Source organism: Streptomyces sp. CB02009 (assembly GCF_001905825.1).
Lineage (GTDB): Bacteria > Actinomycetota > Actinomycetes > Streptomycetales > Streptomycetaceae > Streptomyces.
The window spans coordinates 762,486-787,298 of the sequence record NZ_LIVV01000003.1 but is presented as its reverse complement, the minus strand read 5'-3'; the positions used below and the strand labels follow the sequence as shown (position 1 = coordinate 787,298).

The window sequence follows — 24,813 nt, the reverse complement described above, 5'->3', positions numbered from 1 at the left end:
GGCCCGAGCTTCACACCGCGATGTTTCGGGGACGTGAAGATCTTCTACCCTGGGCTCATGCGTGTACTGGTAGCGGGCGCCACGGGCGCCGTCGGCCGTCAGCTCGTGCCGCGTCTGGAAGCGGCCGGCCACGAGGTCGTGGGCCTGTCCCGGCGCGGTCCGCGCCCCGTGGACGTGCTGGACGCCGGGGCGGTCCGCCGCGCGGTGGCCGAGGCGGCGCCGGACGCCGTGGTCCATCAGCTCACGGACCTGGGCGCGGCGGACGGGAACGCGAACAACCGCGTACGGGTCGAGGGCACCCGGAACCTGGTGGACGCGGCGCGGGGGGCCGGCGTCGGCCGGATCGTCGCGCAGTCGATCAGCTGGGCGTACGCCCCCGGCGACGGGCCCGCCGACGAGTCCGTACCGCTCGACCCGACGGACGAGCCGCCCAGGTCGCGGATCGTCGCCGGGGTGCGGGCCTTGGAGGAGACGGTCGCCGAGCTCCCCGAGGCGGTCGTGCTGCGGTACGGGATCCTCTACGGCCCCGGCACCTGGTACGCCCCGGGCGGCGCCGTGGCCGCCGGGGACCCGGCGGCCCGGTTCCTCGGGAGCACGGCGGCAGACGACGCGGTGAGCTCCTTCGTGCACGTGGCCGACGCGGCCGAGGCGGCCGTGCGGGCTCTGACGTGGCCCTCGGGCGCGTACAACGTGGTGGACGACGAGCCCGCGCCCGGCCACATCTGGCTGCCGGTGCTCGCCGAGGCCCTGGAGGTGCCGGCCCCGGCGCGGAGCGACGGCGGGGCGGCCTGGGCCCGGGGCGCGGTGAACGCCAGGGCCCGGGCCCTGGGCTGGGCCCCGGCCCACCCGTCCTGGCGGACGGGCTTCGCGGACCGGGACCCGGGCTGATCCAGCCGGCCCCCCTTACGGGGTGTACGACGTCGCGGCGTCCGCGACGAAGGGCTGCCGGACGGTGCGCATGCCGCCGGGGACCTTCTTGTCGGGCTGGATGATGACGGACTCCCGGGACGACGGGGCCTTGGGGTCGCCGAGGTTGTGGCTCATCCCGAAGCCGGCGTCGTAGGACGTCAGCGTCAGGAGCGCCTTGTCGACGCCGTCACGGGTGAGGTCCTTGCTCGCGCATGCCTTCTTCAGGGCCTCGCCGAAGACGCTCGCCGCGGTCCAGCCGGCGACGATGCCGTTGTCGAGGGAGTCGCCCGGGTAGGCGGCCTGATAGTCCGCGACGAGCTTCTTCGCGGTCGGGGTGTCCGCGCCGATGGGGAGGCTCGGGGAGGCGAACCAGTACATCTTCTCCAGGGCGGGACCGGCCTGGGTGCCGAGGAGCTGCGGCGCGAAGGCGGAGTTGTTGCCGACGACGGGGACCCGGAGGCCGGTGGCGGCGGCGACCCCGACGAGGGAGGCGGCCTGGCGGGGGCCGGCACTGATGACGACGGCCTTGACCCCGGCCTGCTTGAGCGCCGCGACCTGCGCCGACATGTCGTTGTCGGTGGGCTTGATCTTCTGCTCGACGACCGTGAGTCCGGCCTTCTCCGCCGCGTACTTCGAGCCCTTGAGGGCGTTCTCGCCGTAGTCGCCCTCGAAGTAGACGTGGCCGAGCTTGTCACCCGACTTCAGGCCCTTCTCCTTGAGGAGGAAGTCGACGGCGTTGATGGTCTCGACGTCGTACGTGGCGCCCAGGACCCGGATGTACGGGGAGCCGAGCAGCGAGGCCGACCAGGCCTGCGGGAGGACGAGGCCCTTGTCCTTGACGTCCACCCGGGGCTTGACGGCGGCGACGAACGGGGAGCCGATGAACTGGGTGAAGCCGACGACCTTCGGCTCCAGTTCGGTGTAGGCGGCGAGAGCCTTCTGCGGGTCGTAGCCGTGGTCGCGGACCGTCAGCTCCAGCTGCCGGCCGCAGATCCCGCCGGCGGCGTTGACCTGCTTCACGTACAGCTGCTGGGCCTGGGTGACGCTCTTGCCGAGGGTGGCGTACACGCCGGTCATGTCGGTGAGCGCGCCGAGCGAGATCGTCTTGTCGGTGACGCCCTCGCCGGTCTTCACCCCGCCCGCGCCGGTCTGCTTGCCGTCGCCGGTCTTAGCCTTCGAGCTGCATCCGGCGGCGGTGAGGGCGACCAGTGCGGCGAGCGCGGCGGCCAGGCCCCGCACGGCCTGTCGTCGGTGGTTCATCGTGCCTCCCCTGAGGGTTAGGTGGTGGGCGGGGTGTTGGGGGTGTTCGGGGTGTTCGGGGTGTGCATGGGGGTCTTGGGGGTGCCGGTGCTTCCGGCTCTTCCGGGCCTTCGGGCGGCCAGCCGGGCCAGGCCTCCGGGCAGGAACAGGACCACCGCGACGACGGCGGCGCCGTACAGGTAGCGCGCGGCCTCCCCCGGTGCGATGCCGCCCGTTCCCGGGGCGGAGACCAGCGGCAGCGCGTCGCTGTAGCGGTTCAGGATCTGGGGCAGGAGCGAGACGAAGACGCCTCCGGCGACCGCTCCCGCGACCGAGCCGAGACCGCCGATGACGATCATGGCGAGGTACTCGAGGGAGAGCGCCATGCCGAAGTACTCCGGCACCGTGCGCTGGAAGACCAGGGCGAGCAGGACGCCCGCGAGGCCCGCGTACATGGAGGACAGGACGAAGACGGCGCCGCGGTAGCGGGCGACCGGGATGCCCATCACTCCGGCGGCGATCCGGTGGTCGCGGATGGCGTTCATCGCCCGTCCGGGGCGGCCCCGGAGGACGCCGCGGGCGAAGAGCACCCCGCCGAGGAGCAGCACGAGACCGAGGTACCAGAGCTTCTCCACCGCCCCGAACGGCACCTGGGCGACGAGGAGTTCGGTGTCGTCGAAGGTCAGCCCGAAGAGGGTGAGCGGCGGGACCGCGCGACCGTTGAAGCCGCCCGTGAGGTCATGGGCGTTGAAGAGCACGTGCTGCCCGATGAAGATCAGCGCGAGGGTGGCGATGCCCAGGTACGCGCCCCGCAGCCGCCCCGCGATCGGGCTGAACACCCCGCCGGTCAGGCCCGAGAGGGCGACGGCGAGGACGGCGGCGAGCCAGCCGGGCAGGCCGAGTCCGGCGAGCCCGTCGGTGCCGTCCCCGGCGAAGGCGCAGTAGCCGTAGGCGCCGACGGCGAGGAAGAAGGCGTGTCCCATCGAGAGCTGTCCGGTGGCGCCGGTCAGCAGGTTGATGCCGATCGCGCCGATGGCGGCGGCCATCGCGAACAGGCCGGCCTGGAGCCAGAACCGGTCCAGGTAGAAGGGCAGGACGAGGAGGACGAGGCAGGCGGCGGCCCCGCCGTACACCGCGGGGCTGCCGACCCGCAGGCCGCTCCGGGCGAGAGTCTCAGACACGGGCGAGCTCCTTCGTGCCGAAGAGTCCGGCCGGGCGGATCAGGAGCACCGCGACCATGACGAGATACGGGGCCAGGTCGCCGATCCCCCGGCCGAGGAACGCCAGGTCGCTCTGGTAGCCGGTGGCGAGGGACTCGGTGACGCCGACGAGGAGCCCGCCGACGAGGGCGCCCGTGGTGGAGTCGAGGCCACCGAGGATGGCGGCCGGGAAGGCCTTGAGCGCGGCGAGCGAGGTGGCCCGTTCGAGTCCCGGGGTCGGGAAGACGGTGAGGAAGAGCGCGGCGACGGCGGCGAGACCGCCGGCGACCGCCCAGGCGCCGATCGAGACCCGGCCGAGCCGGATGCCCATGAGGGCGGCGGTCTCCTGGTTCTCGGCGGCCGCCCGCATGGCGACGCCCCAGGAGGTGTACCGGAAGGCGAGCAGGAACGCGGTGATGAGGAGGGCCGCCGCCAGCAGCGCGGCGATCCGGGTCTCCGCGACGGTGACCCCGCCGACGGTCACGACGGCGTCCCCCCACGGATCGCCGAGGGCGAGGATGTCGGTGCCGATCCGGCGGGTCAGCTCGGTGGCGAGGAGGATGTCGACGCCGATGGTGACGATGGCGAGGACGCTGTGGTCGGAGCCCCGGTGGCGGCGCATCACGAAGAACTCGACGGCCGCGCCGACCACCGCCGCGCCCGCGATGCCGGCGAGCAGGGCGGGCCAGAAGCCGATCTCGTCGTGCAGGACGGCGGTGACGTAGCCGCCGGCGAGGAGGAGGGAGGCATGGGCGAAGTTGACGACCTCGGTGGCCCGGAAGATGACCACGAAACCGAGGGCGATGAGGGCGTAGATCGAGCCCAGTGAGATGCCGTTGATCAGGAACTCGGCGAAGGTGCTCACGCGGCGGACTCCTCTCCGAGGTAGGCGCGGACGACCGCCGGGTCGTTCTGGACGTCGGCGGGTGCCCCGTCCGCGATCCGGCGGCCGAAGTCGAGGACGGTGACGGAGTCGGCGAGCCGCATCACCAGGCCCATGTCGTGCTCGACGAGGAGCACCGAGATCCCGAGGCTGTCGCGGACCCCGGCGATGACCGACGCGGTGCGGCGCCGCTCGTCGGCGGTCATCCCGGCGACGGGCTCGTCGAGGAGCAGCAGCTTCGGCTCCATGCAGAGGGCGCGGGCCAGTTCGGCCAGCTTCTGCTGCCCGTACGGGAGCGAGCCCGCCGGCCGCGCGAGCTGCTGCTCCAGACCGACGAAGGCGGCGATCTCCCGGACCCGGGCGCGGTGGCGCGCCTCCTCGCGGGCGGCGGACGGGAGGCGGAGCCCGGCGGCGACGAAGCCCGTGCGGGTCAGCCGGTGGCGGCCGAGCATCAGGCTGTCCTCGACGGTGGCGCGGGGCGGCAGGGCCAGGTTCTGGAAGATCCGGCCGACGCCGAGGTCCGCGATCCGGTGCGGGGGCAGGGCGGTCAGCTCGTGCGGGCCGAGGCGGACGGAGCCCTCGGTGGCCCGGTAGACACCGGACAGGACGTTGAAGCAGGTGGACTTCCCGGCGCCGTTGGGTCCGATGAGGGCGTGCACGGTGCCGGGCCGGACGGTGAAGCCGACGGCGTCGAGGGCGGTGAGGCCGGCGAAGCGGACGGTGAGGTCGCGGACTTCGAGGGCGGGGACGTCGGGGGCGGGGGCAGCGGGCTCGGGCAGCGTCGGGGGCTGCGGGAGAGGCGCGGTCATCGGGCTTCCTCCCAGCGGGACAGGACCGGGTGCGTGGCGCGGGCGCGGGCCGCGTCGGCGGCGGCGTCCTCGTCGACCACGCCCAGGTAGCGGCGGCGCACCTCGTCGGAGGCGGCGAGTTCGTCGGCCGGGCCCGAGAGGGTGACCTCGCCGACCTCCAGGACGTAGGCGCGGGAGGCGAGCCGCAGGGCGAGCGCCGCGTTCTGCTCGACGAGCAGCACCGCGGTGCCCTGGGCGTTGATCTCCCGGACGGCGTCCGCGATCCGGGCCGCCATCAGCGGGGCGAGCCCGAGCGAGGGCTCGTCGAGCAGGAGCAGGCCGGGCGAGGCCATCAGGGCGCGGCCGACGGCCAGCATCTGCTGTTCGCCGCCGGAGAGCAGCCCGGCGGGCTGGCGGGCCCGCTCCGCGAGCACCGGGAAGAGCTCGTGGACCCGGCGGAGCGAGGCGGCCCTGGCCGACCGTCCGCCGCGGCTGCCGAGCGCCCCGGCGCGCAGGTTGTCCTCGACGGTCATCCGGGCGAAGACCTGGCGGCCCTCGGGCACCTGGGAGACGCCGGCCGCGACGACGCGGTCGGGCGGCAGGCCGTCGAGGGGCCGGCCGTCGCGGCTCACCGTGCCGGACACCACGGCGCCGCCGTGGAACCGGAGGGTGCGCGAGACCGCCCGCAGCAGCGTCGACTTGCCGGCCCCGTTGGCCCCGAGGACGGTGACGACCTCACCCGCCGGCACGGTCAGCGACACCTGCCGCAACGCGTGTACCGGTCCGTATCCCGCCGTCAGGTCCGTCACCTCGAGGGCGGGTGCGGTACCTCCCATGGTTCCCCTTTTCCGGTGTTCCCGGCCGTTTCTTGTTACTCGGCCGTTCGATGGCGCTCACCCCAGCACCGGGCCGGACCGCGCGTCCACGGCCCGCGGCCGAATCGCTGCCGGTGACCAGCGGGCGCGCCGAAGGGCTGTGCATGCGCACAACGCTGCGCGTCAGGGCTGTGCGGAGGGGGCCGGGGCGGTGGATCCTCCGGGCATGGGACGGCGCAGACGGCGGACCGGCGACGACTGGAAGGTGCTCGCGCAGGCGTGCACGGCGCTTCTTCAGCGGGTGCCGGAGCTGGTGGACGAGCATCTGAGGGAACTCCACGCGTACGAGCCCGCCTACGGGCGGATCCTCCCGTACGACCAGCACTGGCAGGAGGCCGAGGAGGCGATACGCATCGGGATCGAGATGATCTCGGCGCCCCGCAGCTCGCCCCGGCGGGACCTGGAGCACGCGGACGAGATGGGCCGGCGGCGGGCCGCGCAGGGCATGCCGCTCGAACTGGTCGTGCACGCCTACCGGCACGCCGGGCACCTCGTCTGGGACGCCCTGATCGAGGGCGCGGGGACGGACACGGCGCAGCTGGCGGCGCTGATGCAGTCGGCGACGACCGTGTGGTCGGCGGTGGACGCGCAGGCGGACACGGCGTCGGAGGCGTACCGGACGACCGAGCTCGAACTGCGCCGCCGTACCGACGAGCAGCTCCAGGCGCTCCTCGACGCACTGCTCCAGGGCCGGCGCTCGCCGGAGCTGGTGGCGCGGGCGGCGGCGGGCCTCGACCTGCCCGAGCAGGGCCGGTACGCGGTGGTCGTGCTGCGCTACGACCGGCGGGAGGAGCGGGAGCTGTTCCACCGGCAGGTGCAGGGCGAGGGCGTCCGGTTCCTGTGGCGGATGGGGGCCGACTGCGAGCTGGGGGTGGTGGCGCTCGCCGGGGACACCGGTCTGGACGCGCTGTCGGAACTCCTCGACGGGCGGTGCCCGGGCCCCGGAGGGATCAGTCCGGTCGTGGTGGGCCTGACCGAACTGGGCCGGGCACGGCGGCTCGCCGAGCTGGCGCTGCGGACCTGCCCGCCGGGGAGCCGCGAGATCGTACGGCTCGACCGGCGGATGGCGGGCGCGCTGGTGGTGGCCCAGCCGGAGGTGGCGAGCCTGCTGGTCGCGGACGTCCTGGGCGGGCTGCTCGAACTGGACCCGGCGGACCGGGCGGTGCTCCTGGAGACGCTGGACGCGTGGCTGGAGTGCGAGGGGTCGGCGGGGCGGGCCGCGGGCCGGCTCTACTGCCACCGGAACACGGTCTTCAACCGGCTGCGGCGCCTGGAACAACTGACGGCCCGGTCGCTGTCCCGGCCGCGGGACCTCACGGAGATGACCCTGGCACTGGACGCCTTCCGCTTGACGTCCCCGGGCTAGGGTCCCGACACGCTCCGCGCGGGGGCTGCGCCTGCCGCCTCCCCCGTGGCCCTGCGGACCGCGCCGCCACGTTGTGCCTCGCCCGCCGCCCGCCCGGGCCCTGCGGACCGCGACCGCGCCTGCCACCCGCCGCACAGGCTGCGCCCGCGACCCCACCGTGCGGGCCGCACCCGCTGTGGGCGCGCGGGCCGCAACCCGCCACCCACCCCCGTGTGGGCAATCGTCCCGCTGGGGCGGGACGGGTGGGCACACGGGACGGCGCCCTCGGCGGCGCCTCCGCCCCTTGTGCCTGGACCCGCACCCGACTGCGCACCGCACGTGTGGTGCGGGTCCAGGCGCGGAAGCCTAGGCCCGGCAACAGGCGCCGTTCCGTTGTGCCCACCCGTTCCGCCCCAGCGGAACAGATGCCCACAACGAGGGTGCTGCTGGGGTTACTTCAGGAAGTCGCGGGCGATGTTCGCCGAGGCTTCTTCCAGGAGCGGGCCCGCGTTGGCCATGGACTTCGCCGGGTCCGGCTCCAGCGCCGAGAGGGCGTACGCCCGCCGGATCCCCGCCGCGCCCAACGCCTCCGGCGGCAGTGCCAGCCGGCCGCAGACCGCGACGACCTCCTTGCCCGCCGCGCGCGCCGCCGCCGCGACGCCCGCCGGCGCCTTGCCGTGCAGGGTCTGCTCGTCGAGGGAGCCCTCGCCCGTGATGACGAGGGTCGCCCGCGACAGGGCGGGGGCGAAGCCGAGGACCTCCAGCATCAGCTCGATGCCGGGCCGGAAGCTCGCGCCGAGGATGAGCGCGCCGTAGCCGATGCCGCCCGCGCCGCCGGCGCCGGGGGCGACGGCCGCCTCGGCCGCCTTGGGGCCGACGGCCTTCTCCAGGACGGTGGCGAAGTGGGCGAGGGCCGCGTCCAGGGTCCGGACGTCGTCGGGCGTGGCGCCCTTCTGCGGCCCGTAGACCGCGGGGGCGCCCTTCGGCCCGGTGAGCGGGTTGTCGACGTCGCTCGCGAGGATCAGGTCGACCGAGGCGAAGCGGGGGTCGAGGCCGCTGAGGTCGGCGGTGGCGAGGTCGGCGAGAGGCGCGCCGCCGGGGCCCACGGGCGCGCCGGACGCGTCGAGGAAGCGGGCGCCGAGCGCGGCGAGCATGCCGGCGCCGCCGTCGGTGGTGGCGCTGCCGCCGACGCCGAAGACGAGGGTGGTCGCGCCGGCGTCGAGCGCGGCCCGGAGCAGTTCGCCGGAGCCGTACGTCGTCGCGGTCAGCGGCGCGAAGACACCGGCCGGGAGGAGCTGGAGCCCGGAGGCCTCGGCCATCTCGACGACCGCGGTGGTCCCGCGCAGCGCGAACGCGGCGGTGACCTGCTCGCCGAGCGGCCCCGTCACCTGGACCTCACGGCGTTCGAACCCGGCCGCGACGGCCGCCGCGACGGTGCCGTCGCCGCCGTCCGCGACGGGCAGGGTCTCCACCGTGAGCTCCGGGATCACCCGTCGCAGACCTGCTGTGACCCGCTCCGCGACCTGCACGGCCGTGAGCGAGCCCTTGAACTTGTCGGCCGCCACGAGCACGTGAGCGACCTGAGTTGCTGCCCCGTCCGTCACCTTGCATCCCTTGCTTTCGAACGTGCAGTCGCGCCGAGGCCGACCCTATCCGTACCGCCGGACGGCGTGCCACCCCCGGATCGCCTGATATTTCGCACCATAGTGGGGTCGCATGAGGACGGAACCGATCGACCGGGCCCCGCAGGACCAGCAGGAACGGCACGCGCCCGACGGCACGGTCATCGGGATCGGGATGGCCGCGGTGGTCGCCGTGGTCGCCTGGGCGGCCCTCGGCGAGGCCTCCTTCGACCGTGCCTCGTCCTCGGCCCTGCGGTGGGTGCTCGACAACTTCGCCTGGCTGTTCGTGGTCGCGGCGGACACGTTCCTGGTGCTGTGCGTGGTGATCGCGCTGAGCCGCTTCGGCCGGATCAGGCTGGGTGCGGACGACTCGGAGCCCGAGTTCACGAACCTGGCGTGGATCGCGATGATGTTCAGCGCGGGCATGGGCATCGGTCTGATGTTCTACGGGGTCGGGGAGCCGCTCACGCACTTCCTGAGCCCGCCTCCGGCGACGGGTGTCCCGGCGGGGACCGGGCCCGCGGCCCGGACGGCTCTGGAGTACTCGTTCTTCCACTGGACGCTGACCCCCTGGGCGATCTACGGCATCGCCGGCCTCGCCCTGGCGTACGCGGGTTTCCGCAAGGGCCGCGGCAACCGGCTGAGCTCGGCGTTCGTGCCGGTGATCGGGGCCCGTCGGGCGGGTTCCTGGCAGGGCAGGGCGATCGATCTGCTCGCGGTGTTCGCGACGGTGTTCGGCACGGCGACGAGCCTGGGGCTCGGCGCCCTCCAGGTGGCCGAGGGCCTGAACCTGACGATGGGCGTGGAGAACTCGACGGCCACCCAGCTGATCATCATCGTGTCGCTCTCCGGCGCCTTCGTCCTGTCGGCCTTCTCGGGCCTCCACAAGGGCGTGAAGTGGCTGTCCACGATCAACATCGTGCTCGCGGGCTGTCTGATGCTGTTCGTCTTCCTGCTCGGCCCGACCGTCTACATCCTGGACACCATCCCCGCCTCCGTCGGCGGCTACCTCCACGAGCTGCTGCCGATGGCGAGCCGTACGGGCGCGTTCACGGACCGTGCGTGGCTCGGGGCGTGGACGATCTTCTACTGGGCGTGGTGGCTTTCCTGGGCGCCGTTCGTCGGCACCTTCATCGCGCGGATCTCGCGCGGCCGCACGATCCGGGAGTTCCTGATGGGCGTGCTGCTCGTGCCGTCCGGGGCGACGGTGGTCTGGTTCTGCGTGATGGGCGGTACGGCGATCCGGCTGGAGTCGACGGGCGCGGCGGACCTGGCGACGGCGATGAGGGACGGGGCAGAGGCGTCGCTGTTCGCGATGCTGGAGGCACTGCCGATCGGCACGGTGACCTCGGTGGTGGCGATGCTGCTGGTGATGACGTACTTCATCACCAGCGCGGACTCGGCCTCGCTGGTCATGGGGTCGCTGACCAGCCGGGGCTCGCTCCATCCGCCGACCTGGCTCGTGGTGGCCTGGGGCGTCCTGATGGCCGCCGTGGCGGCGGTGCTGCTCGTGGTGGGCGGTCTGAAGTCGCTCCAGACGGCGACGATCCTGGTGGCGCTGCCGTTCGTGATGGTGATGCTGGTGCTGTGCTGGGCGCTCCTGAAGGAGCTGCGCGAGGATCCCGGCGCGGGCCCCGCCCGGCACCATGCCCTGCACGGTCTGCGGGACGCGGTGCGGACACTGGTCGGCGAGGCGATGACGGAGCAGGGCGGCGATTCCCCGCAGCGGGCGCGACGGGCGGCGAAGGCGCGCACGGACCCGGACCCGGATCCGCCGGAAAGCACCAGTCCACCACGAGGCTGACCCGGGCCCGCCGGGGCCGATCGGAAGCCGCTCCGGCGCGCGGGCGGCCACCCGGTTCGGTACACCGGAGGTATGGGCACGACACCCGGGGACGGCTCGCACGGGGACCGCACCGCGGAACGGGGCGGCGGCCGTCCCTCCGCAGTGGTCGGAGCCGCTGCGGGACCGGGTCCGCAGCGCCGTCTTCGGCTCCGACGGCGTCGGGATCCGTGAACTGGCGGAGCGGACCGTGCGGTTGGCCGAGTCCGCCTGACCCCCGTCAGCCCTGGGGTGGCTCCGGCTGGACGGCCTCGCCGGTGCGCACGGCCTCGTCCCTGCTGACGGCGCGGGCCTCCGTGCGGTGGCCGCGGGCGATGTAGTCGCGGACCACCGCCTCGACGGCGTCCTGGGGGTTGCCGATGCCGGCCAGGACCATGACTTCCACGACGAGTTCGGCGTCGAGACCGATGTTCACCTTGGCCATGCCGGGAACCTAGCACCGGGAAACCCGCTCGCGGGAGCAGTTCGGTGGTGCCTAGGCTCGTCGTATGACGATGGTCGCGATCCTCAGTGGCGCCGGTGTCTCCACCGACTCGGGCATCCCCGACTACCGGGGGCCGAACGGCGTGTGGCGGAAGGACCCCGAGGCCGAGCGGCTCGTCACGTACGGGCCGTACATGGCCGATCCGGAGATCCGCCGCCGCTCGTGGCGGATGCGTCTCGACGGGCCGGTGCTGAGCGCCGAGCCGAACGCCGCGCACCTCGCGATCGCCGCGTACGAGCGGACGAGCCGCAACCCGCTGCGGGTGATCACGCAGAACGTGGACGGACTGCACCAGGCCGCCGGGGTGTCCGCGCGGAAGGTCCTCGAACTCCACGGCTCGGCACGGTCGGTGGTGTGCACGGCCTGCCACGCGCGCTCGGGGATGGAGGAGGCGCTCGACCGGGTGCGGGCCGGCGAGGACGATCCGGCGTGCCGGGCGTGCGGCGGGATCCTGAAGTCGGCGACGGTGATGTTCGGGCAGCGGCTCGATCCGGTGGTGCTCGGCGACGCCATGTCGATCGCCAAGGCCACCGAGGTGTTCGTCGTGGTCGGCAGCAGCCTCCAGGTCCAGCCTGCGGCCTCCCTCGCGGGGATCGCGGCGGAGCACGGCGCCCGGCTGATCATCGTGAACGCCGAGCCCACCCCGTACGACCCCGTCGCCGACGAGGTCGTGCGCGAGCCGATCGGCACGGCGCTGCCGGCGCTCCTCGAACGGCTCCGCTAGGCGCTCGACCGGCGCCGCTGGAGGCGCGGCCGGCTGCGCCAGAGGTTCGGCCGGCTCCGCTAGAAGAGCGCGGCCGGTGCCGCCGTGCCCGACTCGAAGGCGAGCAGCCGCTGCTTGCGGTCCAGCCCGCCGCCGTAGCCGGTGAGGCTGCCGCTCGCTCCGACCACCCGGTGGCAGGGGACGATGATGCTGACGGGGTTCTTGCCGTTGGCGAGGCCCACGGCCCGCGAGGCGCCGGGGTTGCCGAGCTCCTCGGCGAGTTCGCCGTACGTCCGGGTCTCCCCGTACGGAATGCGCAGGAGCCCCTCCCAGACCCGCAGCTGGAACGGGGTGCCGATCAGGTTCAACGGCAGCTCGAACGCGGTGAGTTCGCCCGCGAAGTAGGCGTCGAGCTGGCGGATCGCCTCCCCGAAGGGGCGCGGGTCGGGCTCGCCGAAGGTCTCCTCAGGGGGGCGGTGGCGCTGGCCGGTCATGTGGACGCGGCTGAGGACGCCGTCGACGGCGACGAGGGTCAGCGGGTCGTACGGGCTGTCCACGACGGTGTGCTGGATGGCGGGCATGGGAGGGGTCCTCACGGTCCTTTACGCGGGCAGGTGGTTGATCGGGTGGTCGTCGGTCGCCCAGAGGTACTGGACGGCGTACGCGCGCCAGGGCCGCCAGTGCGTCGCGCGGGCGGTGAGGGCGGCCGGAGTGCCGGGGAGGCCGAGTCCCTCGGCGGCGCGGCGGACGCCCAGGTCGCCGGGGAGGAAGGCGTCCGGGTCGCCGAGGGCGCGCATGGCGATGATCTCGGTGGTCCAGGGGCCGAAACCGGGCAGGGCGAGCAGCCGCGCGCGGGTCTCCTCGCGGTCGTCGGCGGGGCCGAGGGTCAGGGAGCCGTCGGCGAGCGCCCGGACCAGGGTGAGCAGGGTGGTGCGGCGGCTGCGGGGCAGGGCCAGGGTCTCGGGGTCGAGGGCGGCGAGTGCCCCGGGACCCGGGAAGAGGCGGGTGAGGCCGCCCTCGGGGTCGTCGACGGGGGTGCCGTGCGCGGTGACGAGCCGGGCGGCGTGGGTGCGGGCGGCGGCGGTGGACACCTGCTGGCCGAGGACGGCCCGGACGGCGAACTCGGCGGGGTCGACGGTTCCGGGCACCCGGCGGCCGGGGGCGGCGTCGACGATCGGCGCGAGCCGCGGGTCGGCGCGCAGCCGCTCGTCGACGGCGACGGGGTCGGCGTCGAGGTCGAGGAGCCGGCGGCAGCGGCTGATGGCCTGGGTGAGGTCGCGGGGGTCGGTGAGGGAGAGCCGGCAGGCGATGTGGTCGGCGCGCGGCGCCAGGGCGACGATGCCGTGCCCGTACGGGAGGGAGAGGGTCCGGCGGTAGGCGCCGTCGCGCCACTCCTCCACGCCGGGTACGGCGGTGGCGGCGAGGTGGCCGAAGAGGTTGGAGGGTTCCAGCGGGGTGCGGAACGGCAGCCGGAGGCTGATCACCCCGGGGGTGGGTGTGCGGTCGGCGGCGGGGCGGGCGGCGCGGGCGCGGAGCTCGCCGGGGGTGAGGGCGAAGACCTCGCGGACGGTGTCGTTGAAGGTGCGGATCGAGGCGAAACCGGCCGCGAAGGCGACTTCGCCGAGCGGCATCGGGGTCGTCTCGATGAGGACCCGGGCGGTCTGGGCGCGCTGGGCGCGGGCGAGTGCGAGGGGTCCCGCGCCTAGCTCGGCGAGGAGCTGCCGCTCGATCTGGCGGGTGGACCAGCCGAGCCGCCGGGCGAGCCCGGGGACGCCCTCCCGGTCGACGACGCCGTCCTGGATGAGGCGTACGGCGCGGGCGACGGCGTCGGCGCGGACGTTCCACTCGGGCGAGCCGGGGCTGGTGTCGGGCCGGCACCGCTTGCAGGCGCGGAACCCGGCGCGCTGGCAGGAGGCGGCGCTGGCGTGGAACTCCATGTTCTCGGGCTTGGGCGGGACGACCGGGCAGCTGGGCCGGCAGTAGATCCGGGTGGTGCGGACGGCGGTGAAGAACACGCCGTCGAAGCGGGCGTCCTTCGACTGGACGGCCCGCACGCAGCGCTCGGTGTCGGTGTGCATGAGTCCAGGATCGGGCACGGACGGCTCGCGGGCTGGCGAGAAAACGACATGGACGTCACCGCGCCCGAGGTCCGGCCCCGAACGGGCGGCCCCGCGCCCGGGGCGGCCCCACACCAGGCGCGCGGCCGGCGCGCGGCCGGTCGGGAGGCAGTAGGCCGGTCGGTCGAGAGGCCGGTCGGGAGGCCGTGAGCGCGGTCAGACCACCACCGACCGGAAGTGGGTGGTCAGCCTGCCGTCGTCCCCCAGGACGTGGAAGGCGAGCGCGGGCGGCTGGTCGAGGTGGAGGTGCGGATGCGTCACCGGCCGCTCCCAGGGGAGGCGGATCGAGGAGACGACGCCGGGGGCGACGAGCAGCGGGCGCCCGGCGAAGGTGGTGGCGGCCGCGGTGTGGACGTGGCCCGCGAGGAAGGCGGTCAGGTGCGGGTGCCGGTCGGCGAGCGCGGCGAGCCGCTCCTCGCCGAACTGCCGGATCCCGTCCACGTACGGGGTGTGCAGCGGGACCGGCGGGTGGTGGAAGCCCACGAGGACGGGTGTGTCGCGCGGGGTGGCGTCGAGGACGCCGTCCAGCCACTCCAGGGTCTCGTCCTCCAGGAATCCGTCGTGCCGGCCGGGCACGGACGAGTCGCAGAGGGCGATCACGAAGCCCTCGCCCCTGAGCACCTGGTTGACGGGGGCGTACGGACGCGTGCCGGTCGCCTCGGGGTGGAGGACCTTCCGGAGGGCGGCCCGGTCGTCGTGGTTCCCGGGGCAGGCGAGGAGCGGGTGACGGGAGGTCAGCAGCTCCCGCACGAGGGCGTACTCGTCCGGGGTCGCGTGGTCGGCGAGGTCGCCGGTGACGACGACGGCCGCCAGGTCGTACGGCAGTTCCTCCAGGTGGCGCATGACCGCGCGGGTGCGGTCGGCACTGCGCTGCTTCAGGTCGACATGGATGTCGCTGACATGAGCGATGACGATCACGTGGCTCGGTCCTCCGTCGGTCGGGCGGGCGGCTGCCCACCCGACCGTACGGTGGTCGCGGTCCGTGCCGTAAGGGCCGCTTCCCGGGGCGTGGCCCGCCCGCGGCGGTGACGCGCCCCGGCGGGGTCCGCTACTCGAACCGTGTGGTGTCCCCCGCGCCGCGGCGCAGGATCTCGGGCTCGCCGCTGGAGAAGTCGACCACGGTGGTGGGTTCGGTTCCGCAGTCTCCGGAGTCGAGGACCGCGTCCACCAGGTGGTCGAGCCGCTCCTTGATCTCCCAGCCCTGCGTCAGCGGCTCCGCCTCGTCGGGCAGCAGCAGCGTGCTGGAGAGCAGGGGTTCGCCGAGCTCTGCGAGGAGGGCCTGGGTGACGACGTGGTCGGGGATGCGGACGCCGACGGTCTTCTTCTTGGGGTGGAGGAGCGCCCGGGGCACCTCTTTCGTCGCGGGCAGGATGAAGGTGTACGGGCCGGGGGTCGCCGCCTTGACCGCGCGGAAGACGTCGTTGTCGATGTGCACGAGCTGGCCCAGCTGGGCGAAGTTCTGGCACATGAGCGTGAAGTGATGCCGGTCGTCGAGGTCGCGGATCGTCCGGATGCGGCTGATGCCGTCCTTGGATCCGAGTCGGCTGCCCAGCGCGTAGCAGGAGTCGGTCGGGTACGCGACGAGCGCTCCGTTCCGGATGCTGTCTGCCACCGTGCCGATGGTGCGCGGCTGGGGGTTGTCGGGGTGCACGTCGAAGTACTTCGCCATGCGGGCAGTCTAATTTTCCCGGGCGGAGGCGCGCAGCAGGCGCCAGACGGCCTTCGCGGCGTTATGCCCGGACATGCCGTGCACGCCGGGTCCTGGCGGGGTCGCGGAGGAGCAGAGGAAGACCGCCGGGTGCGGGGTGGCGTAGGGGCGGAGCGAGAGCGTGGGGCGGAGCACGAGCTGGAGGCCGGAGGCGGCGCCGCAGGCGATGTCGCCGCCGATGTAGTTGGCGTTGCGCTCGGCGAGTTGGGACGGTCCCGCGGTGGCGCGGGCCAGGACGCGGTCGCGGAAGCCGGGGGCGAAGCGCTCGATCTGGCGCTCGACGGCGTCGGTGAGGTCGCCCTGCCAGCCGTTCGGCACATGGCCGTACGCCCAGAACACGTGCTTGCCCTCGGGGGCGCGGGAGGGGTCGACGACGCTGGGCTGGGCGGTGATGAGGAAGGGCGCGTCGGGCGCGGTGCCGGTGGACGCCTGGCGCAGGGCGGTGTCGATCTCGCCGGCGGTGGGGCCGATCTGCACGGTTCCGGCGCGCCGGGCCGCCTCGGCGGTCCACGGGACGGGGCCGTCCAGGGCGTAGTCGATCTTGAACGCGGCGGCGCCGTACCGGTAGTGGTCGTAGTGGCCGCCGAAGCCGGCGATCCGGGCGAGGGCCCGCGGCGAGGTGTCGAAGACGTAGGCGCGGGCGGGCGGCAGGTCGTCGAGCCGCTTGACCTCGAAGTCGGTGTGGACGGCGCCGCCGAGGTCCTTGAGGTACGCGGTGAGGGCGTCGGAGATCGACTGCGAGCCGCCCCGGGGGACGGGCCAGCCGCCGGCGTGGGCGGCGAGCGCGAAGACCAGGCCGACGGCGCCGGTGGCGAACCCGCCGAGCGGGGCCATGACATGGGCGACGAGCCCGGCGAACAGCCCGCGCGCCTTCTCGTCCCGGAAGCGGCGCATCAGCCAGGTGGACGGCGGCAGTCCGGCGAGGCCGAAGCGGGCCAGGGTGACCGGGTCGCGGGGCAGCGCCGTGAGCGGCAGCTGCATGAAGTCCCGTGCGAGGGTGTCCCACTTGCCGGCGAAGGGGGCGACGAGCCTGCGGTACGCGCCCGCGTCGCGCGGCCCGAAGGAGGCGGCGGTCTCGGCGACCGAGCGGGCGAGGACGGCGGCGGTGCCGTCGTCCCACGGGTGGGCCATGGGCAGTTCGGGGTGGAGCCAGTCGAGTCCGTACCGCTTCAGGGGCATCGTCCCGAAGACCGGCGAGCCGGCCCCGAGGGGGTGCACCGCGGAGCAGGGGTCGTGGCGGAAGCCGGGGAGGGTGAGCTCCTCGGTCCTGGCGCCGCCGCCGACGGTCGGCTTCGCCTCGAAGACGGCCACCGAGAAGCCGCGGCGGGCCAGTTCGACGGCGGCGGTCAGTCCGTTGGGTCCCGCCCCCACGACGACGGCATCGAGCATCGACGTCACCTTCGACACCTTCGGACTCCTTCGTCAGCCGATGACCAGGGCTCCCAGGATAGGCCGGTGGTTCCGGCGCCCTCACCGGCCCCTGAGGAGGGTGAGGATCCGGTCGGCGGTGGCCGCGTCCCGGGCCGCGGTGAACGGCAGCGCGTTCCCGCCGGTGATCCGGAAGGGCTCGCCCGCGACGGTGGTGTGCGTCCCGCCCGCCTCGGTGACGAGGAGCAGCCCGGCCGCGTGGTCCCAGGCGTACTCCCAGGAGAACGCCGTGGCGGCGAGCGCGCCGCGCGCCACGGCCAGGTACTCCAGCCCGGCGGAGCCGCAGGGCCGGGGGGCGACGCCCTCGGCCGCCAGGCCGAGCAGGGCCCGCTTCTGGTCGGGGGTGGTGTAGTCGGGGTGCGAGGTGGCGACCTCGAGGACCTCGCCGGGAGCGGGTGAACCGGCGTGCAGCGGCTGCCCGTTGAGCGTGGCACCGCGGCCCCGTACGGCCACGGCGAACTCGTCGAGGGCGGGTGCGTACGTCCAGGAGGCGAGCAGCTCTCCGTGCCGGGCCAGCGCGACGAGGGTGCAGAAGCCGGGGTCGCCGTGGACGAACTGGCGGGTCCCGTCGACGGGGTCGACGATCCAGACGGGGGCGTCGCCGCGCAGGGCGTCGTAGACGGCGGGGTCGGCGTGGACCGCCTCCTCGCCGACCACCACCGAGCCGGGGAGCAGGGCGGTCAGGGATTCCGTGAGGTGGGCCTCGGCGGCCCGGTCGGCGACCGTGACCAGGTCGTGCGGACCGTTCTTCTCGACGATGTCGTCGGCGGCGAGCTGCCGGAAGCGCGGCATGATCTCGGCGGCGGCCGCCTTGCGGACCGCCTCCTCCACCTCGGTCGTACGGCCGGCCAGGACAAGGTCAAGGAACTCTTCACTCATGCGTCCAGCTAAGCACGGGGCGCTGACAACCGGACCGGCGGATTTGTCACCCTCCGTTTCCCCGGGGAGTACCCTTTGGCCGAGTTCACCCCTTACGTACAGGGAGGGTTCCGTGCACGGCGCGTACCACGGTGAGTACAAGGTGCCCGGCGGCAAGCTGGTGGTCGTCGACCTCGACGCCGAGGACGGGGTCCTGCGGAACGTCCGGGTCGCGGGCGACTTCTTCCTCGAACCGGACGAGGCGATCCTGGCGATCGACCGCGCCCTGGAGGGCGCGCCGGTCGACACCGACGCGTCCGGGCTCGCGGCGCGGATCGACGCGGCACTGCCGCTGGGGACGCAGATGTTCGGGCTGACCGCGGAGGGCGTCGGGGTCGCGGTCCGCCGGGCGCTCGCCCACGCCACGGACTGGACCGACTACGACTGGCAGCTGATCCACGAGCCGCCGCAGTCCCCCGCCCTGCACATGGCGCTCGACGAGGTCATCACGGCCGAGGTGGCCGCGGGCCGCAGACCGCCGACCCTGCGGGTCTGGGAGTGGGGCGCCCCCGCGGTGGTCATCGGCAGCTTCCAGTCCCTCCGCAACGAGGTCGACCCGGAGGCGGCCGCGCGGCACGGCGTCCAGGTGGTGCGCCGGATCAGCGGCGGCGGGGCCATGTTCATCGAGCCCGGCAACACGATCACGTACTCGCTCTCCGTTCCCGACGCCCTCGTGCAGGGCCTCTCCTTCACCGACAGCTACGCGTACCTCGACGACTGGGTGCTCGGTGCGCTCGGCGACATGGGCATCCGCGCCTGGTACCAGCCGCTCAACGACATCGCGACGGACGCGGGCAAGATCGCGGGCGCGGCGCAGAAGCGGATGGTGACCGGCCACGGGGCGGTCCTCCACCACGTGACGATGGCGTACGACATCGACGCCGACCGGATGACGGAGGTGCTGCGGATCGGCCGCGAGAAGCTCTCCGACAAGGGCACGAAAAGCGCGAAGAAGCGGGTGGACCCGCTGCGGCGGCAGACCGGTCTGCCGCGCGAGACGGTGATCGAGCGGATGATCGCCTCCTTCCGGAGCCGGTACGGCCTGTCGGAGGGCCGGGTCACGGAGGACGAGCTGACGCGGGCGAAGGAGCTCGCGGAGACGAAGTTCGGGACGGCGGAGTGGACGGGGCGGGTGCCGTAGCGGCGAGGCGGCGACCGGGGGCGCGGGCGTGACTCCGGGGCCCGGGGGCGTAGTCGGGGCTCCGGGAAGGGCCGGGCCGGAGGTGCCGCCGGTGACTCTGCGGCGCGGGGGCGCGGCCGTGACTCAAGGGTTCGGGGGCGTAGTTGGGGCTCCGGGCCGGACTCGGGGGCGCAGCCGTAACTCCGGGGCGCCACCGTGACTCCGGGGCCCGGGGGCGCAGTCGGGGTTCCCGGCAGGGCTCGGGGGCTCCGCCGTGACTCCGGGCTCGGGGCGCCGACGGGCACGCGCCGCGCGGGCGGGAGTGCTGCGTAGGGTGGCGGCATGCGTGTCGAGGGGCCGGTGAAGCCGGGGTTGCGGGTGGAGTGCGCCGACGGGCGCCGGCTGGTGCTGATGCAGGGTGCCGCCCCCGTGCTCTTCGCCCGGCAGCGGGCCACCCACCGCGGCCTGCACTACGCGCGCACCGGCCGGTACGTCTCCCCGCTCGCCGCGCTCAGGGCCGAACGGGCGCGTGCGGTGGCGGAGTTCGGGGCGCCCGGTTCGACGGAGTGGCGGCAACGCTGGGCCGCGCACGCGGAGGCGGAGCTGCGCGGGGCCGCCGAGGGGCCGCTCCACGCGGGCGACTGGCTGCTTCTCCCCGACGTCCACCGGTGGTTCAAGGCCGTCAACTGGCCCAAGCTCCTGGCCCACGACCCGGACCGGGGGCATCTGACCTGGTTCGGATACGGGGATCCGGAGGAGGACGCGCGCGACCTGCTGCCGCTGCGGGCCCTGTCGGCCCCGGAGGCGCCGCGGGTGAAGGCGTACCGCCGGCAGTACCGGGAGGGTGTCCTGCCTCCGGTGTTCGCCTGGTGGATCAGCGGGCTCCACTCCCCCGTGGTGCTCGACGGCCACGACCGCCTGACGGCGGTGCTCGCGGAGGGCGGGCGCCCGGAGGTGCTGATACTTTCGCGGGCGGTCGTGGACCCCGCGGCCGTGGCGCTCCTCTCCGCCCGTCCGGTGGAGGAGTACGAGAAGCGGGTCGCCGCTCTGGAGGGGCCGCTCGCCGCGTCGCGGATCGCGCACCGGAGCCGCGCTCTCGCCGACGACCTGACCGCGATCGTCAGCGGGTACGACCGCACCGTGGCCTGGCCGTTCCCCGGCGGCGTCCCGGCCTGGGAAGCGGCCGCGGCGACGCACGTCCCCGGCTGGGCCCCGGACGCCGCCCGCTGAGTCGGCCGGTCGCACCCACTCGCCAGGGCCGCGCCGCCCGCGGTCACCGGTCCGGCCCCGCGGGCAGGTGACCGTATCCGGCCCGCGTCGTTGAGCCCGTACGGGTCGGCGCGGCGTGCGGTGGACGTGCGGAAACGTCTCAGCACGCCGACGGCCCGGAACACGGCGTCGACGGTACGGAGATCAGGTGGCACGGGCGAAGAGGTTCCTCGCGGCGGTCGCGGGCGCACTGCTCACGGCAGGCCCCCTCGGGATCGCGCCGCCCGCGCACGCGGTGGTCGGCGGGCAGGAGGCGCGACCCCACCAGTACCCCTTCATGGCGGGACTCGTGGACGTCCTCGAACGGCGGGTGATGTGCGGCGGGGCGCTGATCGGCGACCGGTACGTCCTCACCGCCGCCCACTGCCTGACGGGCTCGTACAGCGATCCCACCCGGGTGGGCGTCCTGCTGGGCGACCACGACCTGACGACCGGGTCCGACAGCCCCCACGCGGTCCTGGCCCCGCCCGCGCGCTTCGTCCCGCACCCGGACTACGACCCCGGCACGCAGCGGAACGACATCGCCCTGGTCGAGCTCGCCGAGCCGCTCGCCCTCAACCGCGACGTGCGCCCGGTCGCACTGCCCGCCGCGTCCGCTCCCGGTGGTGTCGACGGCACCCAGGTCGAGGTGCCGGGCTGGGGCACCACCTCGTTCGGCGGGCGCACCTCCGACGTGCTGCGGACCGTGGCCCTCTCCACGATGAGCAACCCGGCCTGCGCGAGCCGGGGCATGACGCAGATCGCCCCCACTCAGATCTGCACGTACGCCCCCGGGCGCGACACCTGCCAGTACGACTCCGGAGGCCCCCTGGTGCGGGTGGTGCGGGGACGGCCGTACGTCGTCGGTCTGGTGTCCTACGGCAAGGAGTGCGCCACCGACACTCCCGCCGTGAACACCCGCGTGCGCTCCTATCTCAGCTGGATCGAGCGGACGACCGGCCGGCCGCCGCGCGCCTCATGAGGGCGGTGTAGAGGAGCAGCGAGGCGGCGAGGCCGACGGCCCAGCCGTAGTCGGACAGGGGTTTCAGGAAGGGGATCAGCCCGTCCTCGGGGAAGGGTCCGGTGCCCGGGGCCGAGTGGGAGCCGCCGACGGCGAGGACACCGCCGACCAGGAAGGCGAGCACGGCCGCCGGGTTCCAGCCGCCCCGGTACCAGTAGGGGCCGTCGGCCCGGTAGAGCCCCGGCAGGTCGAGGACGGTGCGGCGGACGAGCCAGTAGTCGGCGATCAGGATGCCCGCGACCGTGCCGAGGAGGCCGCCGACCAGGCCCAGCCAGGTGAAGATGTACAGCTCGGGGGTGGCGGTGAGCTTCCACGGCATGATGAGCACGCCGACGACTCCGGTGATCAGCGCGCCCTTGCGGAAGTCGATCCGTTTCGGGGCGAGGTTGGCGAGGTCGTACGCCGGGGAGACGACGTTCGCCGCGATGTTCACCGAGAGGGTGGCGACGAGCACCGTCACCAGGGCGAAGAGCAGTCCGAAGACGTTGTCGGTCTTGGCGGCGAGGGCCACCGGGTCCCAGACGGGAGCCCCGTACACGGCCTGCGAGCCGGAGGTGACGAGCACCGAGAGCAGCGCGAACAGGGTCATGGTGGTGGGGAGTCCGAGGGACTGGCCGAGGACCTGTGAGCGCTGGCCGGCGCCGAAGCGGGTGAAGTCGGGGATGTTGAGGCTGAGCGTCGCCCAGAAGGCGATCATGCCCATGAGGGCGGGGAAGAAGACCGGCCAGAAGTCGGCGCCCCAGCCGAGCTTCGACGGCTGGTCGAGCAGCGGGCCGAGGCCGCCCGCCTGGTACGCGATCCAGCCGAGGAGGACGAGCGCGCCGACGATGACGAAGGGCGCGGCCCAGTTCTCGAAGCGGCGCAGGGCCTCCATCCCGCGGTAGATGATGGCGAGTTCGAGGGCCCAGAACAGGGCGAAGCAGAGCCAGAGGGTCCAGGGCTGGCCGCCGATCCTCGACGCGTCCGCCCAGCCGCCGCCGAAGGCCTTGTCGAGCAGGACGAAGATGCCCTGGCCTCCGATCCAGGTCTGGATGCCGAACCAGGCGCAGGCGACGCCGGCCCGGACGAGGGCGGGCAGGTTCGCTCCGCGCAGCCCGAAGGAGGCGCGGGCGAGGACGGGGAAGGGGATGCCGTACTTGGGGCCGGCGTGCCCGGTGAGCAGCATCGGCAGCAGGACCACGACGTTGGCGAGGGCGATGGTGAGCACCGCCTGCTTCCAGTCCATGCCGAGGGCGACGAGACCGGAGGCGAGCAGCCAGGACGGGATGTTGTGGGCCATGCCGACCCAGAGGGCGGCGAAGTTGTAGGTGGTCCAGCGGCGTTGGGCGACGGGGACGGGGAGCAGGTCCTCGTTGACGAAGCGGGGGTCGTCGGGGGTGGTGCCGGGGGCGAGCTCGACGCGTCCGCCGGGTGCGGCGGGTTCGGAGGGGCCTGCGGATCTCTCCGGGGGGATGGTCGCGGTCATACGGAGGAACCCTTCGTTCGGCGGGGAGGACGGAACGAGGTGTCGCCCCGGGAGGGGCGAGGGGTGCCATGCCGGATCGGCTCCGTCGCGGTCTGTCAAGGACCACTTGCAGCCAAGGAGTGGGGGACCGATTCTTCCACTCGGCGTGCGACGCGGGTAGACCCCCGTCACCCCGTCGGACGGCCCCGGGCGTCTACGGCCGTTCCCGTACGTGGAGATGGCCGTCGAGCGGGAAGGCGGGCGGCGCTGCCGGGAGGGTCCTGTCGAACGCGTAGCCGCACTTCTGCGCGACGCGGCAGGAGGCCGTGTTGTCGGCCTGGTGGAGGAGTTCGAGGCGCTCCAGGCCGTCGGCACGGAAGGAGTCGAACGCCCAGGCGGTGAGGGCTTCCAGGGCCCGGGGAGCCACCCCTCGCCCACGGGTGCGTGCCGCCGTCCAGTAGCCCACCTCTGCGGACGGCGTGCCGGGCGCGACGCCCTTGAGCACGACGCCGCCCGCCAGCCGCCGGGGTTCCCCGCCGGGCGGCTCCTCCACGACGGCGAACGCGAGTCGCCCACCGGCCTCCCACGCCGCCTCCTGGGCCCGCACCCACGCCAGCCCTTCGTCCTCGGTCCCGATCGGCGCGACCGCCCAGCGCCGCAGGGCGGGATCGCGGTACGCCTCGACGAGCTCCGCCACGTCGTCGGCCCGCCAGGACCGGAGGAGGAGAGCGGGCGCGGTCGGCGTCGCGGGGGCCGCGAGCAGGACGGTGGCGTTCATCGGCCGATCGTATCCATCGTGAACGCGACGACGTGCTGAGGATTCAGGGGGTCGCGGGGTCGCGGGGTCCAGGAGGCGGGACCCGGCCGCGTGGCGGGCGGCCGGGCCCCGCGCCCCGGGGGTGTCAGCTGAAGGCGGGGACGACCTCGGAGCCGTAGGCGTCGATCGTCGTCTCCTTGGCGTCGTGCATGGCGTACACGGCGAACTGGTCCACGCCCATCTCCCGCAGCCTCCGCAGCTTCTCGATGTGGGCCCCGGCCGGGCCGAGCAGGCAGAAGCGGTCGACGATCTCGTCGGGGACGAACCGGGTGTCGGGGTTCCCGGACCGGCCGTGGTGCGCGTAGTCGTAGCCGTGCCGGTCCTTGATGTACGCGGTGAGCTCCTCCGGGACCATGCCGGAGTGCTCGCCGTACTTGGCGACCAGGTCGGCGACGTGGTTGCCGACCATGCCGCCGAACCAGCGGCACTGCTCGCGGGCGTGCGCCAGGGCTTCCGGGGAGTCGTCGGCGGTGACGTAGGCGGGCGCCGCCACGCAGATGGTGAGCGCGTCCGGGTCGCGGCCGGCGTCCGCGGCGGCCTGGCGGACGGCCTTGACCATCCACTCGGTGAGGAACGGGTCGGCGAGCTGGAGGATGAAGCCGTCGGCCTTCTGTCCGGCCAGCGCGAGCGCCTTGGGCCCGTACGCCGCCATCCAGACGGGAAGTTTCCCGTCCTTGATCCACGGGATGCGGATCGGGTTGCCGTCGACCTGTGCCTCCCGTCCTTCGGCGAGGTCGCGGATGACGTCGATGGCCTCGCCGAGCCGGGCCAGGGTGTTCGGCGCGCGGCCGGCGACGCGCATGGCGGAGTCGCCGCGGCCGATGCCGCAGACGGTCCGGTTGCCGAACATGTCGTTGAGGGTGGCGAAGGTGGAGGCGGTCACCTCCCACGTACGGGTCCCCGGGTTGGTCACCATCGGTCCGACGTGGAGCCTGGTGGTGTGTTCGAGGATCTGGCTGTAGATGACGAAGGGTTCCTGCCACAGGACGGCGGAGTCGAAGGTCCAGCCGTAGCGGAAGCCGTTGCGTTCCGCGCGGCGCATCAGGCTGACGACCTGCGACGCCGGCGGGTCGGTCTGCAGGACGAGTCCAAAATCCAACGT

General features: G+C 74.0%; 23 protein-coding genes and 1 pseudogene. 8 read left to right on the top strand and 16 right to left on the bottom strand.

Annotated elements, in window-relative coordinates; genetic code table 11:
• The first annotated feature begins 57 nt into the window (after window positions 1–57).
• A complete protein-coding gene (locus tag AMK27_RS16160; RefSeq protein ID WP_073907733.1) occupies window positions 58–888 on the top strand; it encodes an NAD-dependent epimerase/dehydratase family protein in 831 nt (276 codons plus the stop codon).
• A gap of 15 nt (window positions 889–903) precedes the next feature.
• Here the strand turns inward: AMK27_RS16160 and AMK27_RS16155 are convergent, their stop codons facing one another.
• The 5 genes from AMK27_RS16155 to AMK27_RS16135 are packed head-to-tail and all read right to left on the bottom strand — an operon-like array spanning window position 904 to window position 5,854.
• Window positions 904–2,169, bottom strand: coding sequence for an ABC transporter substrate-binding protein (locus AMK27_RS16155; RefSeq protein ID WP_073907409.1), 1,266 nt, complete (start codon window positions 2,167–2,169; stop codon window positions 904–906).
• A 17-nt stretch (window positions 2,170–2,186) separates the two neighbouring features.
• A complete protein-coding gene (locus AMK27_RS16150) occupies window positions 2,187–3,329 on the bottom strand; it encodes a branched-chain amino acid ABC transporter permease (protein ID WP_445194851.1) in 1,143 nt (380 codons plus the stop codon).
• Window positions 3,322–4,212: a branched-chain amino acid ABC transporter permease gene (locus tag AMK27_RS16145; protein WP_073907406.1), complete on the bottom strand. Its 891-nt coding sequence runs from the start codon at window positions 4,210–4,212 to the stop codon at window positions 3,322–3,324. The genes AMK27_RS16150 and AMK27_RS16145 overlap by 8 nt, the downstream gene beginning before the upstream one ends.
• Window positions 4,209–5,039: an ABC transporter ATP-binding protein gene (locus AMK27_RS16140; protein WP_241847510.1), complete on the bottom strand. Its 831-nt coding sequence runs from the start codon at window positions 5,037–5,039 to the stop codon at window positions 4,209–4,211. Before AMK27_RS16140 ends, AMK27_RS16145 begins: the two co-directional genes overlap by 4 nt.
• On the bottom strand, window positions 5,036–5,854 hold the full coding sequence (locus AMK27_RS16135) for an ABC transporter ATP-binding protein (RefSeq protein WP_073907403.1): 819 nt from the start codon (window positions 5,852–5,854) through the stop codon (window positions 5,036–5,038). Before AMK27_RS16135 ends, AMK27_RS16140 begins: the two co-directional genes overlap by 4 nt.
• A gap of 205 nt (window positions 5,855–6,059) precedes the next feature.
• Here AMK27_RS16135 and AMK27_RS16130 point away from each other — a divergent pair, with 205 nt between their 5' ends.
• Window positions 6,060–7,259: a PucR family transcriptional regulator gene (locus AMK27_RS16130; RefSeq protein WP_073907400.1), complete on the top strand. Its 1,200-nt coding sequence runs from the start codon at window positions 6,060–6,062 to the stop codon at window positions 7,257–7,259.
• A gap of 431 nt (window positions 7,260–7,690) precedes the next feature.
• On the opposite strand, the gene AMK27_RS16125 is transcribed toward AMK27_RS16130, so the two are convergent.
• Window positions 7,691–8,842 carry a glycerate kinase gene (locus AMK27_RS16125; RefSeq protein WP_073907397.1) on the bottom strand — a complete coding sequence of 384 codons (1,152 nt, stop codon included), beginning with the start codon at window positions 8,840–8,842 and terminating at the stop codon, window positions 7,691–7,693.
• A 112-nt stretch (window positions 8,843–8,954) separates the two neighbouring features.
• Here AMK27_RS16125 and AMK27_RS16120 point away from each other — a divergent pair, with 112 nt between their 5' ends.
• A complete protein-coding gene (locus tag AMK27_RS16120; protein WP_073907394.1) occupies window positions 8,955–10,664 on the top strand; it encodes a BCCT family transporter in 1,710 nt (569 codons plus the stop codon).
• Between the two features lie 121 nt (window positions 10,665–10,785).
• Window positions 10,786–10,917 (top strand): annotated as a pseudogene (locus tag AMK27_RS43685) (ADP-ribosylglycohydrolase family protein); the annotation flags it as partial.
• A gap of 6 nt (window positions 10,918–10,923) precedes the next feature.
• Here AMK27_RS43685 and AMK27_RS16115 read toward each other — a convergent pair.
• Complete coding sequence (locus tag AMK27_RS16115; protein WP_073907390.1) at window positions 10,924–11,127, bottom strand: type II toxin-antitoxin system VapB family antitoxin; 204 nt, start codon at window positions 11,125–11,127, stop codon at window positions 10,924–10,926.
• A gap of 64 nt (window positions 11,128–11,191) precedes the next feature.
• Here AMK27_RS16115 and AMK27_RS16110 point away from each other — a divergent pair, with 64 nt between their 5' ends.
• On the top strand, window positions 11,192–11,911 hold the full coding sequence (locus AMK27_RS16110) for an SIR2 family NAD-dependent protein deacylase (protein ID WP_073907386.1): 720 nt from the start codon (window positions 11,192–11,194) through the stop codon (window positions 11,909–11,911).
• 59 nt (window positions 11,912–11,970) lie between these two features.
• Here AMK27_RS16110 and AMK27_RS16105 read toward each other — a convergent pair whose 3' ends face one another.
• The 6 genes from AMK27_RS16105 to AMK27_RS16080 form a co-directional block, all read right to left on the bottom strand.
• Window positions 11,971–12,471: a methylated-DNA--[protein]-cysteine S-methyltransferase gene (locus AMK27_RS16105; protein ID WP_073907383.1), complete on the bottom strand. Its 501-nt coding sequence runs from the start codon at window positions 12,469–12,471 to the stop codon at window positions 11,971–11,973.
• Between the two features lie 21 nt (window positions 12,472–12,492).
• A complete protein-coding gene (locus tag AMK27_RS16100) occupies window positions 12,493–13,968 on the bottom strand; it encodes an AlkA N-terminal domain-containing protein (RefSeq protein ID WP_073907380.1) in 1,476 nt (491 codons plus the stop codon).
• A 195-nt stretch (window positions 13,969–14,163) separates the two neighbouring features.
• A complete protein-coding gene (locus tag AMK27_RS16095; protein WP_073907377.1) occupies window positions 14,164–14,925 on the bottom strand; it encodes a metallophosphoesterase in 762 nt (253 codons plus the stop codon).
• A gap of 130 nt (window positions 14,926–15,055) precedes the next feature.
• The gene (locus AMK27_RS16090; RefSeq protein WP_073907374.1) at window positions 15,056–15,676 is read right to left on the bottom strand and encodes an L-threonylcarbamoyladenylate synthase; all 621 of its coding nucleotides are present in this window, start codon (window positions 15,674–15,676) and stop codon (window positions 15,056–15,058) included.
• Between the two features lie 9 nt (window positions 15,677–15,685).
• Window positions 15,686–17,113: a phytoene desaturase family protein gene (locus tag AMK27_RS16085; RefSeq protein ID WP_073907727.1), complete on the bottom strand. Its 1,428-nt coding sequence runs from the start codon at window positions 17,111–17,113 to the stop codon at window positions 15,686–15,688.
• Between the two features lie 72 nt (window positions 17,114–17,185).
• The gene (locus AMK27_RS16080; protein WP_073907370.1) at window positions 17,186–18,022 is read right to left on the bottom strand and encodes an inositol monophosphatase family protein; all 837 of its coding nucleotides are present in this window, start codon (window positions 18,020–18,022) and stop codon (window positions 17,186–17,188) included.
• A 112-nt stretch (window positions 18,023–18,134) separates the two neighbouring features.
• Between AMK27_RS16080 and AMK27_RS16075 the strand changes: the two genes are divergently transcribed.
• The 3 genes from AMK27_RS16075 (at window position 18,135) to AMK27_RS16065 (ending at window position 21,411) form a co-directional block, all read left to right on the top strand.
• Window positions 18,135–19,202, top strand: a complete 1,068-nt coding sequence (locus AMK27_RS16075; protein ID WP_073907367.1) for a lipoate--protein ligase family protein — start codon at window positions 18,135–18,137, stop codon at window positions 19,200–19,202.
• 321 nt (window positions 19,203–19,523) lie between these two features.
• Window positions 19,524–20,411 (top strand): hypothetical protein, encoded by an 888-nt coding sequence (locus tag AMK27_RS16070; RefSeq protein ID WP_073907364.1) that lies wholly within the window; start codon window positions 19,524–19,526, stop codon window positions 20,409–20,411.
• A gap of 187 nt (window positions 20,412–20,598) precedes the next feature.
• Entirely contained in the window at window positions 20,599–21,411 is an 813-nt protein-coding gene (locus AMK27_RS16065) for a serine protease (RefSeq protein WP_073907361.1), read from the top strand.
• On the opposite strand, the gene AMK27_RS16060 is transcribed toward AMK27_RS16065, so the two are convergent.
• The 3 genes from AMK27_RS16060 to AMK27_RS16050 form a co-directional block, all read right to left on the bottom strand.
• Window positions 21,365–22,915: an NCS1 family nucleobase:cation symporter-1 gene (locus AMK27_RS16060; protein ID WP_073907358.1), complete on the bottom strand. Its 1,551-nt coding sequence runs from the start codon at window positions 22,913–22,915 to the stop codon at window positions 21,365–21,367. The genes AMK27_RS16065 and AMK27_RS16060 overlap by 47 nt on opposite strands.
• 193 nt (window positions 22,916–23,108) lie before the next feature.
• Complete coding sequence (locus AMK27_RS16055) at window positions 23,109–23,672, bottom strand: GNAT family N-acetyltransferase (RefSeq protein WP_073907355.1); 564 nt, start codon at window positions 23,670–23,672, stop codon at window positions 23,109–23,111.
• A gap of 124 nt (window positions 23,673–23,796) precedes the next feature.
• On the bottom strand, window positions 23,797–24,810 hold the full coding sequence (locus tag AMK27_RS16050; RefSeq protein ID WP_073907353.1) for a TIGR03842 family LLM class F420-dependent oxidoreductase: 1,014 nt from the start codon (window positions 24,808–24,810) through the stop codon (window positions 23,797–23,799).
• Between the last annotated feature and the right edge of the window lie 3 nt (window positions 24,811–24,813).

Bases quoted from the DNA above. Each gene is read 5' to 3' on its own strand.
- AMK27_RS16160 (WP_073907733.1), top strand. From the start codon at position 58: ATGCGTGTACTGGTAGCGGGCGCCACGGGCGCCGTCGGCCGTCAGCTC.
- AMK27_RS16155 (WP_073907409.1), bottom strand. From the start codon at position 2,169: ATGAACCACCGACGACAGGCCGTGCGGGGCCTGGCCGCCGCGCTCGCC.
- AMK27_RS16140 (WP_241847510.1), bottom strand. From the start codon at position 5,039: ATGACCGCGCCTCTCCCGCAGCCCCCGACGCTGCCCGAGCCCGCTGCC.
- AMK27_RS16135 (WP_073907403.1), bottom strand. From the start codon at position 5,854: ATGGGAGGTACCGCACCCGCCCTCGAGGTGACGGACCTGACGGCGGGA.
- AMK27_RS16130 (WP_073907400.1), top strand. From the start codon at position 6,060: ATGGGACGGCGCAGACGGCGGACCGGCGACGACTGGAAGGTGCTCGCG.
- AMK27_RS16120 (WP_073907394.1), top strand. From the start codon at position 8,955: ATGAGGACGGAACCGATCGACCGGGCCCCGCAGGACCAGCAGGAACGG.
- AMK27_RS16115 (WP_073907390.1), bottom strand. From the start codon at position 11,127: ATGGCCAAGGTGAACATCGGTCTCGACGCCGAACTCGTCGTGGAAGTC.
- AMK27_RS16110 (WP_073907386.1), top strand. From the start codon at position 11,192: ATGACGATGGTCGCGATCCTCAGTGGCGCCGGTGTCTCCACCGACTCG.
- AMK27_RS16105 (WP_073907383.1), bottom strand. From the start codon at position 12,471: ATGCCCGCCATCCAGCACACCGTCGTGGACAGCCCGTACGACCCGCTG.
- AMK27_RS16100 (WP_073907380.1), bottom strand. From the start codon at position 13,968: ATGCACACCGACACCGAGCGCTGCGTGCGGGCCGTCCAGTCGAAGGAC.
- AMK27_RS16090 (WP_073907374.1), bottom strand. From the start codon at position 15,676: ATGGCGAAGTACTTCGACGTGCACCCCGACAACCCCCAGCCGCGCACC.
- AMK27_RS16080 (WP_073907370.1), bottom strand. From the start codon at position 18,022: ATGAGTGAAGAGTTCCTTGACCTTGTCCTGGCCGGCCGTACGACCGAG.
- AMK27_RS16070 (WP_073907364.1), top strand. From the start codon at position 19,524: ATGCGTGTCGAGGGGCCGGTGAAGCCGGGGTTGCGGGTGGAGTGCGCC.
- AMK27_RS16060 (WP_073907358.1), bottom strand. From the start codon at position 22,915: ATGACCGCGACCATCCCCCCGGAGAGATCCGCAGGCCCCTCCGAACCC.
- AMK27_RS16055 (WP_073907355.1), bottom strand. From the start codon at position 23,672: ATGAACGCCACCGTCCTGCTCGCGGCCCCCGCGACGCCGACCGCGCCC.